This is a genomic window from Yimella sp. NH-Cas1 (genome assembly GCF_022359705.1).
GTDB lineage: Bacteria > Actinomycetota > Actinomycetes > Actinomycetales > Dermatophilaceae > Yimella > Yimella lutea.
In genome coordinates, this window is the sequence record NZ_JAKSGG010000001.1 from 18007 (window position 1) to 28703 (window position 10697).

The window sequence follows — 10697 nt, forward strand, 5'->3', positions numbered from 1 at the left end:
GCTTTTGGTCGCGGGACTGATCGGGTTGGTCGCGTCCGCGACCCTGCTCATCGAGAAGGTCGAGCTGCTGAAGGACCCTGGCTACACGCCGACGTGCAGCATCAACCCGGTCCTGAGCTGCGGGTCCATCATGAAGACCTGGCAAGCCGAGCTGTTGGGCTTCCCGAACCCGGTCATCGGAGTGGTCGGATTCGCCGTGGTGACCACGACCGGGGCGTCGCTGCTGGCCGGCGCCGTGCTGCGCGGCTGGTACTGGTGGGGCCTGCTGATCGGCGCGGCCGCGGGCGTGCTGCTGGTGCACTGGTTGATCTTGCAGTCCCTGTACCGCATCGGCGCGTTGTGCCCTTACTGCATGGTGGTGTGGGTCGTCACGATGACGATCTTCGTGGCCGCCGTGACCTCCTTGCGGCGGGCACTCCGCGTGCCACCCTCGATCATCCAGTACGCGCCGAGCCTGCTCGTGGCATGGACTCTGGTGGTCGCGGCGTTGATCGCCGTGCGCTTCTGGGATTACTGGAGCACGCTGGTGTAACCCGACCACCTCCGGGTCGGGGCAGTCATGCGCGTGCTGTGACCAGCCACGCAGCGCCGTCAAGGTAGACGCCGTCCTCACGCTGATGCGGCCGGAGCGCAGCAGCGACGGCAGCCCAGCCCGCTGCTGCTTGCTCCCTGCTGGCTTTCGCGAACAAGACGCTGCCGAAATCCGAGCGCTGCAGGAAGTCGACCGCGTCCGGGATGTCCTGGCCTTGAAACTCCGGACAGACCAAGGACTCGAGCTGGACATCGGCGAAGCCAGCGTTGGCGATCGCGAACAGGATGTTCTCCTTGCCCGTCACCTTCTTGAACGCGTTCACCAGCTCTTGGGTCACCCGGCCGGTCCGCGCGGGCGTTGATCCGGTGCACCGTGGAGATCAACAGGTCAACCAAGGTGTCGGTGATCTCCCGCTCCCGGGTATGCAGCAACACCGCCAACAACGTCAGCCGCAGACCGGTCGGGTGCGCCCGCAGATGTGACGGCGATTCCACCGCGGCCCGAGAACGCCATGCTGCCAACACCTTTGGCGCGACATCGGCGAACAGGCCTGGCGGCAGGTCGACCGCTCGGACGGCGCGCAGCTTGCGGATCTCGGTCAGCATCGTCTCCAGCGACACGTTCCCTGGCACCGACTTCACCAACGCCAGCACCGACTCATCCGCTGCCGCGCCGTCCTCGACTTCCACATCGACCGAGACCAGCTCCTCCAACCGTGCCGCCGTTGAGGCGGGTAGCCGGGCCGCGATCCGGGACGACAACGTGGCTTCGCCCTGATGCAGCGCCGAGCGGACCATCCGGTCAATCCGACCGTCGGTGGGCGGCTCGACCTGCTCCTGCCGGCAACGACCGAGCAGTTGCTCACGCACCCGGTCCGGGGACCGTTCTGTCTCGCACACCTCGGTGGCCAGCCAGGACGTCAGCTTGTCGGCGTCCTCAACTGAGCACTCTCGAAAGCCCAGATGGCTGCGGATCTGCGCACGGTGGTACTTGATCGACCGGCCCGACCACTCGTAACGCGTGAGTTCAGAGGCCGGCACCTTCACCTGGTCCGCGACGAACCTGACCGCCTCGGGCGGCAGCACGTCCTCGCGCTCCGGAAAGTGGCCGTGGTGGATGTAGAACTTCAGCAGCAGAACGAATCCGAGCCTGGTCGCGCCTCGCTTGCCCGCGACCAACTCAAGCTCGTCATCCAGCAACGTCCAGTGCTCCACCAGCTCATCGAGCTCAAGCGTCCGATCCACGATCGGAGATGCTTCCGCACCTGAGGGGGCGACGGAGCCGGTTTGCCCCTGATGACACGTTCCTTACCGGCACCCCGCGTTGCGGGGGTGGCTACGCTCGCGGCGAGTGGCCGCAGGGTCGAAGGCTCTCGAGCGCCTCCCCCACCACGCCACCCATCTCCACCCCCTCCGCCCTTGTCGAGTCTCATTGGAGATGCCCCCGCTGCGAACAGCGGCAGATGCGGAGTTCTGCCTCGGCCTGGCCTTGCAACCAGACAGGCGAAATCGGTGCGGCCTCCAACCCATCCCGAAGAGGGGGTACTGGTGGCTTTGCCTCAAGCGATCCACAACCTCCGCGCCGCTTCGACCTGCGCCTCGCGGGACAAGCCGGCCACCGGAAGCTCGTGATCCACCTTCAAGGACGCCGCCTGCTGGTGGTGAAGTTCATCGAATTCGACGTCCGTCAGGAACACCGGACGCTGCGTGGCACGACGGCGGGCTTCTTCCAGACCCAGGGCTAGGCGGATGACCCTGAGGCTGGGCAGGAGTTCGCGATAGAGCGCCAGCGTTGTCGAATTGACCACGTCAGCGATGGTCACGTTGATCCCTGCAGCGAGGAAGTTCGTCGCGAGGTTTGCGGCGTTCCGGACCCCGAGCTGTTGTTGGGCCGTCCCCTCGGGACCGTCCCATGGTGCGGCGCCGCCGTTCTTGACCAGCTGGCGGATGTCGTCCACGTCGATGAACGCGGTACGTACGGTCGTTGCGGCCAGCGCGAGCGCAGTGCTGCTCTTGCCAGCGGCGGGACCTCCGGTGAGAAGCAACGGTGCGAGAGTCATGGGAAGCACGGTGCGACGTTTGGGCGGTTGTTAGCGCAGGAGCCGGATTGGCCGGCCGCGAGGACGCGGCTTGAGGCGATCATCGGTTCACCGCTGCCCTCGGAGCAGGCAGTCGAGACGAGCACGTCCCCAGAGTCCTGGAAACAGAACCTGAAGCGGTCGAAGTACTCGGTCGCTGACCGGATCTACCTGCTGACCGGGCCGTTTCCGCCGCCCGATCCGGCCATCTAACGCTCGTGGCCACGTCGGAGGTCCGTGCTTGGACCGTGGCGGCCGGGCAAGCCCGGTCGTTCGCCCAGGTCGATACCGCGGTGCGGCAGCTGCACCGGGACCCCGGTCTGGCGGGTGGAGTCGCGGACCGCAGGGTCCCTCGTGGCTGGCGGCGTGACCGGGGCGTCGGCATTGGCGGGGACATCGGTGTACGGATCCAGGTGGGCCGCTACAAGTTCATTGTTGCGCGTGGCATCGAGCAGTTCGCCTCGCGCCACCTGGGCGTCATGCACCGCGCGCATGGTGCGTTGCATCTGCTTCATGACCGCGTACCAGCCCCGGGTGGAGTTGGTCGACGACGCGCGCAGCGCAAGGTTGAAATGCACCAGCGCGAGACCGGCACTGCTGGTGCGTGGTTGCAGGCTGCCGTGACCGTAGCTGCGGTGCCGTGGATGCTGTGGCTCGAACGAGACCCGCGCGGCTTCGTCGGAGACGGTGCCGAGCTGGGAACCCGTTTCGCGGTCGGGGTGATGAATCGCCGCCAACGCGAGCAGGCTCGCGGCCGTTGCCGCGTGCGATCGCCACTGGTCGACGTCGTGCGGGTCGGTCTGCCGCACATCGGATTCCCAATCAGCCAAATGACGGTTTGCCTGCTCCAACTCCGCCGGCGCGTCAACAGGTTCAGGATCGGTGACGGGCGCTTCGTCCCGCCACAAAGCCAACGCTTGAGCCCGCGACTCAGGGGTCTCGTTCATCTCCCACAACGACCGGCGCAACGAGGTGAGGGTGAGGTCCGGTGCGAGTTTCGAGGCCGCGATCCGGACCGAGTCCTGATCGGCGAAACGCACGCTGTACCCGGTGACCTTCTCCCGCCCACCGGGTGCCCACCGGGGCACGATCTCCAGGTCCTGGTTCGCGAGATTGTTCAACCATTCGGCCTCGGTCCGAGATCCCATCGCGATGCCACGAACGACCCGCTGCAAGTGCACCCTGTCCGGGTCGATCGGACCGCGCCCGGATAGTTCTCGCTCCTCCGCGCGACGCAACTCAGCCTGGGAGTAAGCGCTGAAACCGGGCTGCCGTTCACTCTCGACGGCAGGTTGTTCGTAGGTGGGGGAGAGGAAGGCGGAGAACTCCTGCTCAAGCTCTCGCCCGATGCGGTCGGCTGCGAGCTTGGACTTGTGTTCCGACGCCCAACTGCCGTCGTTGCGAACAAGGTTCACCATGACGTGAACGTGATCGTTTCCCTTCGCGGACAGACCGTGACGAACCGCGACCCACGACGATCCGTGGCCGTTCTCGTCGACGAACCCCATGCGCTTCACGTACTCGTGAGCAAGGGTGTGCCATTGCTCGTCGGTCAGCTTCTCGTGGTCGGGAGGCAGTGCCATTGACGCGTGGAACATGTGCGTCCGACCGGTCGCTTCAACGCCGTCGCGGTGCAGCTGAGCGCGGCTGATTCCACCCTGCGAAGAACCCGCTAGAGCCAGCTGCTCCACGTAGTTCTCGCGCCATGCACCTTCGACGACGCGCCCAAGAATGGTCGCCTCTTTGAGGGACAACTCCCCGGACCACTCCATCTCTAACCCGGCCGATCCAGCGACCAGGTGCGGGTTGGAATGCTCGTTCGCTTTACCTGTCCCGTACAGGTAGCGGGTCAGGCCCGCAGCATCAGAGCCGGACTTCAAGACGCTGATCCTCACTGCGTGCGCTCCGACTCAGGAAGCTGCTCGATGAGTGCGGTGATCCGGTCCGCAACCTTCGACAGGTGCTCGATCGTGGCCAACAGTTCCTGCTCGGCCTCCAACCGATCCGTCGTGTTCGCGACCCGCGCCAACTGATTCAAGTTGTTGGAGTCGATCGCGAGCAAACGGCGCACTCCGTACAGCTCGTCATGGATCCGCGATAGCTTCGCCGACGCGACAACACCACCCGTCGTCAACGCGCGTTCATACAACCGCGGAACCGAAATGCGTTGTGCGGCAGCCAACGCCTGAACCCGCACCCACTCCTGTTCGGAATGGCGAATGACCGTGCGGAAGTCACGGGCACCCGCAGCGGAGTTCGACCGGCGACGACCCCGGAACACCTTGGCGGGACGCGACGACGAATCAGGCGACTCGGAGCCCTGGTCGGCCACCGCGATACCTCCCGCCAGACTCGGCGACGAGCGGCTGCGCCGCCGTCGAAAACTACCGCTTGTGCTCCTCACTCTCTCACAGTCGATCCGCCAGGCGAAGCCCAAGGAGCGACTTGAGGCACCTAAACCTCCGACTTGCTCCCGCCGACGGCGGTGGCGCTTCCGCGCTAATGCCCCAGCCGGGAGCCGAAGCCCCTAGGGGGCGGTCTCCGCCGGCCGACGGGTCGAATGCCGACGTACGATTAGCGCATGAGCGAGGTCACCGACAAAGCACAAGAACTCCTGAACGGGCGCCTGGACAGCGTGCGGTCCCTGGAACAGCACGCGGCGCAGGTCCGCGCGGCACGCGATCAACTTGCAACCGCTGAACGGGCCGAGGCGGACGCTTGGAGTGCAGCGACCAGCGCTGGCTGGACTTCCGCAGAACTGAAGCGTCTTGGGTTCAGCCAGCCAGCCACGCGTCGAGGTGGTCGACCGCGTAGTACCACGCGGCGACGCGAGTCAGAATCCGGCAATAGTTGATGGCCGATGGCGGCGCCGAGGCAAGGAGCGCAGAGCTTGCCGATCACTCTTGGCGGACTGTTACTTCGCTCAAGGAGAAGACGTTCCACGTACTCCTCGGAGTGGCTGGGTTAGCGCTTCTCGTATTTTCTGCGGCGATCCTGTGGTCGGCCCCTACTGGATTGAGGGTTGCAGCCTGGGGAGCACTACTCACGAGCGTCGGCACATCGGCAGCACTCATGGTTGCGGTCTCGAACAGCGTAGGCCGGCGGGTGGACAACCGCATCGCTCTCGACCGCGAGCAGAGACAACGCGAGGAGACCGCCGAGCGAGAAGCTGCACAACAGCGTGAGTCTGAGCGACAGGAACAGCGGGCCGCGATCACCCGCGCGAAACTCGTGCATTTCAGCGCCAGACCAGCAGAGCAGTCGGTGTCATCGGAGCGCTCAGCTCGGCGCGCGGTCCAGGTCACTTTGGCGAACCACGGCGAACACGCCGTCACGGTCACGAACCTGTGGTTCACTGCGTCACTCGCCACAGGAGCCGACGACCCGGTTCGCGAAGGACACTTTCTACTCAGGCCAGCACAGACCTCGATGGGCAAGCTGGCCTTCAACTGGCTAAGCCCAGGACCGGTTATAGAGCGCACTACTTGGGTCAAGGTCTTTGACGGTGGCCGATTCTTGAAGCCGGTGCTGCCGGCTGCTGCCCGGCTCACGTTCCAGGTCGACGTACCGACCCAGATTGACCCGGCTACCGTAGGTCTAGCTCTTGAGTACGACGACGTGTTCGGCCAGGAGTGGGAATGCGACCCGAGGCGGGAGCCCCGCATCCGCACCGAGTTTGATGAAACGGGCAAGTATCCGTGGTTCAGGACAGTGCTGCAGGGCTCACAGCAGGACTTCACCTATGAGGACGAAGCGCCCTCTGCGTAACCGCCCTCTTGCCATGCTGGGTCCCGTCAGCCGACCATCGCTCCAGTCGACGCACCCAACACACTGGCCCTACGGGAGCGCCCCGTACAACGGAAGGCTCTCGTCTCGGTCGACCCCGCCATCGAAGCGTGCGAGGGAAGCGATCTCCCCACGGATAACGCGACCCACCACAGCACGAGACAGGCCCGTCGTGGACGCGATCACCCCTTGGGGCTGGATCGCAAACTTCGAGACAGCATGCAATTAGAGGTGCGCCGGATCCATCGTGAGGTTGGAAGCACTGTTATCTTCGTGACCCACGATCAGGAAGAGGCACTGGCTCTTTCCGATCGCATTGCGGTTTTTCGTGACGGCAGAATCGAACAGATCGGCACCGGTAGGGAGTTGTATGAATCTCCGGCTTCCATCTTTATCGCAACGTTCCTCGGGGAGTCCACGTTGATTGCGGGGAAGGTAAGAAGCGATGGTCGGGGTTCTTTCGTCGAAGGTGCGGCGAAGGTCCGCGTGAACGGCTCTTTGCCTGATGGGTCAGCAGGTGTCGTTATGGTGCGGCCGGAGCGGCTCCGACTGGAAGCTGCGGGAGCGGTCTCGGCCACCGCGGAGCAAAACGCAGTCGAGGTTACGGTACTGAACGAGATGTACTTGGGTTCCTCGCGCAGGCTTGGCGTCCGATTGCCTGACGGGACCACTGGCCTGGTCAGGGAGCCAGCTAGTACGGCCTCTGCAGTTCGCGCCGGAGACCGTGCCGTTCTTCGATGGCCTGTGAATGACGGCGTCCTCCTAGTTGCAGACCCTGCGGCGGAAGCGGTCAGCGCATCGCCCGCCTTCCAGGAAGGGCACGTGGCCCCGGGACGGTCGGCCGGTTAGTGCCAACCGGGGCCACGGCCTTCCGGTGGCCCGGGGTCTGCCTTGGGGTGCCGTGACAGCCTGGGAGGTCAAGACCCTGCCCCCGCCGAGCGGTTGGGCTAGAACGATGCGTCACAAGGGGATACGAAGTGCCGTCACTGCAGGATGTCTGGAACGTCACTCGTCTGAGGTTGCTTGTAGAGCTGGAGAAGTGCAGCAGCTTGTCGCAGGCGGCCGAGGCGGTTGGTGTCAGCCAACCTAGCGCCAGCGAGCATATTCGCTTGTTGAACGCTGCCGCGGGAGAACCGATTGTTGAGCGCTACGGACGGTCGCTACGGCTCACCCACGCGGGTCGCGTGTTAGCCGTCTACGCCTCCCAAGCACTCTCGAACCTCACTGCCGGCGAGTCCGCCCTTGCCGCCCGCGCGGGACTGCGCACCGGCACGCTCGAGCTCGGCGCGTCTTCGGTGCCTGGAACTTATTTGGTTCCAGACATCATCGAGCAGTTCCAGCAGGAATGTCCCGATGTCAACGTGCACGTGTCGGTGGGATCGACCGCAGAAGTTCGTCAATGGCTAAGTTCGGGTCGAGTCACGTGCGCTGTCACGTGTGGTGATATGCGCGACGAGCGCCTGACAGTGACCGCCCTTGGCCCTGATGAGATCGTCGGTGTAGCCAGACCCCGCTTCCTTGACCTGTCCTCGGACGGCTATGTGGACGCCGCCGCCCTCGATGATTTCACGCTTCTGGTTCAAGAAACGGGCTCAAGCACCCGCGAGTACGCCTTGGGACTTTTGTCCGGCACTGACTACTCGTTCCGCAACGTATGGGAACTGGGTTCGGTGGACGCGGTCAAGCGGGCGGCGCGTCGAGGCCGTGGAGTCGGCTTCCTGTCCACTCACACCATTGCGGACGAGCAACGGCGGGGGGAGGTCGTCGCTTTCCGGGTGACGGATTTGCCTTCGCCAGCGCGGCGAGTGTGTTGGGTCCGGCTGACGCGGGCGTCTGTCAGTCCCGCCGAAACGTACTTCGAGTCGATGCTGCGGTCGCACCTCTCCCGCGCGGGTGGGGTGTAGTCGTTAACCGGACGTATCGGGTAATCCGATACATAGCCGGCTGGAACTCCCATCTGCCGATGTGGCAGGCGCGAGTGCCGAGGATTCATTGACTCGACTTATAGTCCGCTCCTATCGTTCAACGATCGTTAGTTGATCCCAGACGACTTTAGGAGCGGCGGATGCAATCAAGCGGCCTCCCACTTGTGGAGACTCCAGATGTCCTGATCGTGGGGGCGGGTGTCATTGGTACGTCGATTGCTATGGCCCTCTCCCATCTTGACGTGGACGTTGCGGTCGTTGAGCGGCGACACGACGTCGGCGAGGAGACGTCCCGCGCCAACAGCGGTATCGCTAATTGCGGCTGGTCTCTTGCGCCGGGCAGCCTTGAGGCGCAGTTGGTTTGTGCCTCGAGTCCGCGGTGGGAGGACATTGCCTCGAGGCTAGGTGTCACGTTTCGCCGGGTGGGCCTGACCCTTTTGGCCTTCTCGGAGGAGGAGGCATCCGGGATCTCGGCGTTGTGCGAACGAGCCACGGAGAACGGCGTCACAGTCCGAGAGGTGCGCGGTGATGAACTCGCTGAAGTTGCTCCGCACGCCTCTGGTCGGGCGGTAGCCGGCATCTATGTCCCCGATGAGGGGGTCGTCGACTCAGTGCGGTTGCCAGTCGCATTCGCCGAGCTCGCCTCCGTTAACGGGGTGCGCTTCTATCTGGGGGAGTCGGTGGTCTCAGCCTCTTTAGGCAATGGACAGGTCGAAGAGGTGCTGACGACAAAACGTCGCTTCCGGCCGCGGTTTGTCGTGAACGCCGCTGGCCTGGGGGCGGACTTCGTTTCGAAGTCTCTAGGCGGCGACGAATTCTCCATCACTCCGCGCCGAGGGCAGTGGGTTCTGCTCGATAGGGAGTTCGGGAAACGAGTTCCGTCGATCCTCACCGGAATGCCGGGGAAGCTCGGTCACGGTCCGATGGTTATCCCGACCGCCCACGGGTCGGTGCTCATCGGTCCGGACGCAGAGGACCTCGAAGACAAGACAGATAAGTCTACGACCGGAGCAGGTCTTGACGACGTGGTGGATCGGTGTCGTGTCTTGATGCCGGACATTGACACGAAGTTCGCTATCAAGACCTTCGCGGGTCTGCGACCCCACAGCGACAAGACGTACCGCGTCGGCTGGTCTGAGACTGCAGGGAACCTCCTCCAAGCCGCGGGCATTCGCTCGACAGGGGTCTCCTCATCGCTGGCGATGGGAGACCACATCCGTGATTTGCTCGTCGGAGCGGGGCTCAGCGATCGGCTGGACGCGGGAGCTCGTAACGACCTCGAGTACACGCCGCCGCTATGGGCGGACGGCGACTACGCGCGGGTTGCTAAGGACCCGTTGGGCCGCACGGTGGTGTGTGCCTGCGAGAAGGTCACCGCTGCCGACATCCATCAAGCCCTGCGGGAGCCGTTGCCGGCGACATCCATCGGGGGAGTGGCCAGACGGACCCATGCGACGTGGGGGCGTTGCCAAGGTTCGGCGTGCCTGTCCGGAGTCTCGTTCATCACCTCGCTCTATACCCCAGGAGAGGCGTGGGAAACGCCGATGCATGAGCCGGGATCAACGCTTGGCGCGGGGGTGACGACCGGTGAGTGACGTGGTCGTTGCGGGTGCTGGACGTACCGGCATCTTGGTGTCGCGGATGCTCGCGGAGCGTGGAATCGGTGTAACGCTCGTCGAGCGATTGCCGGCTCCGGGGGGCCAGGAGCCGGAGACCGATGCCGCTCAGCTTGCTCGGGCCGCGTCGCGCGCCGGCGTGCGGATGATGCTTGGCACTCTCGCGGCCGAGTTCCGCCAGGGTCAGGTCCATACCCTGGGGGTAGAGGGTGCAGTCACGCTGTCGGCCGATGCACTCGTCGTGGCTACGGGATCTCGGCCGCAAACGCGTGCCGAGCTTGGCATCGCAGGGGAGCGCGGTGCCGGGGTCATGCCCGGGTCCGCGACCCGGCACCTCCTGGACTCGGGTGTGCTTTTGGGCCGTCACCCGCTGGTGATCGGAGACGGTCATTTGGCTGAGGAGCTCTGCTCGGCCTTAGGCTCTGCCGGCGCCATCACGGTGACGTCGGTTCGAGCCGGGTCGGACGGGGTTGATCCATGGCCTGGCACGAACACCTTCACCGATGCCCGGGTTCTGAGCGTGCACGGTTTTCCCCGGGTGAACCGGGCAGTGGTGTCCCAGGGCGATCGCCTGACCCATGTGCACGCGGACGCGGTGATCTTGGCTGCCAGTCGGGTTGCGATGCGCAACATCGAGGGGGCTGTCTTCGGAGGACCCCACGTCGTCGAATGCTTCAGCCTCGCCGAACCCAAGACGTTCGACAACGCCGAAGCAGCGGCGATGCAAGCCTGCGAACAAACCATGCTCACGTTGCGCTGAC

10 protein-coding genes are annotated in these 10697 nt (G+C 64.7%); 6 read left to right on the top strand and 4 right to left on the bottom strand.

Going from position 1 to position 10697, the window contains the following annotated elements; translation table 11 throughout:
* The first annotated feature begins 4 nt into the window (after positions 1-4).
* A complete protein-coding gene (locus tag MF407_RS00100; RefSeq protein ID WP_239700619.1) occupies positions 5-532 on the top strand; it encodes a vitamin K epoxide reductase family protein in 528 nt (175 codons plus the stop codon).
* A 77-nt stretch (positions 533-609) separates the two neighbouring features.
* Here MF407_RS00100 and MF407_RS00105 read toward each other — a convergent pair whose 3' ends face one another.
* The 4 genes from MF407_RS00105 to mobC all read right to left on the bottom strand — a co-directional run bounded on the left by MF407_RS00105 (position 610) and on the right by mobC (position 4941).
* On the bottom strand, positions 610-1776 hold the full coding sequence (locus MF407_RS00105; RefSeq protein WP_239700622.1) for a DUF4158 domain-containing protein: 1167 nt from the start codon (positions 1774-1776) through the stop codon (positions 610-612).
* Between the two features lie 314 nt (positions 1777-2090).
* Positions 2091-2591, bottom strand: a complete 501-nt coding sequence (locus tag MF407_RS00110) for a hypothetical protein (protein ID WP_115924569.1) — start codon at positions 2589-2591, stop codon at positions 2091-2093.
* 227 nt (positions 2592-2818) lie between these two features.
* Positions 2819-4489: a relaxase/mobilization nuclease domain-containing protein gene (locus MF407_RS00115; RefSeq protein ID WP_239700626.1), complete on the bottom strand. Its 1671-nt coding sequence runs from the start codon at positions 4487-4489 to the stop codon at positions 2819-2821.
* Between the two features lie 11 nt (positions 4490-4500).
* Positions 4501-4941: a plasmid mobilization relaxosome protein MobC gene (gene mobC, locus MF407_RS15745; RefSeq protein ID WP_239700629.1), complete on the bottom strand. Its 441-nt coding sequence runs from the start codon at positions 4939-4941 to the stop codon at positions 4501-4503.
* Positions 4942-5462: 521 nt separating this feature from the next.
* Here mobC and MF407_RS00125 point away from each other — a divergent pair.
* From MF407_RS00125 to MF407_RS00145, 5 genes are all read left to right on the top strand, one after another.
* The gene (locus MF407_RS00125) at positions 5463-6377 is read left to right on the top strand and encodes a hypothetical protein (protein WP_239700632.1); all 915 of its coding nucleotides are present in this window, start codon (positions 5463-5465) and stop codon (positions 6375-6377) included.
* 543 nt (positions 6378-6920) lie between these two features.
* Entirely contained in the window at positions 6921-7244 is a 324-nt protein-coding gene (locus MF407_RS00130; protein WP_239700646.1) for a TOBE domain-containing protein, read from the top strand.
* A gap of 128 nt (positions 7245-7372) precedes the next feature.
* On the top strand, positions 7373-8299 hold the full coding sequence (locus MF407_RS00135) for a LysR substrate-binding domain-containing protein (protein WP_048696987.1): 927 nt from the start codon (positions 7373-7375) through the stop codon (positions 8297-8299).
* A gap of 161 nt (positions 8300-8460) precedes the next feature.
* Positions 8461-9915 carry an NAD(P)/FAD-dependent oxidoreductase gene (locus MF407_RS00140; protein ID WP_083433649.1) on the top strand — a complete coding sequence of 485 codons (1455 nt, stop codon included), beginning with the start codon at positions 8461-8463 and terminating at the stop codon, positions 9913-9915.
* A 1-nt stretch (position 9916) separates the two neighbouring features.
* Positions 9917-10696 (top strand): FAD-dependent oxidoreductase, encoded by a 780-nt coding sequence (locus MF407_RS00145; protein ID WP_048696992.1) that lies wholly within the window; start codon positions 9917-9919, stop codon positions 10694-10696.
* The last annotated feature ends 1 nt before the right edge of the window (position 10697 follow it).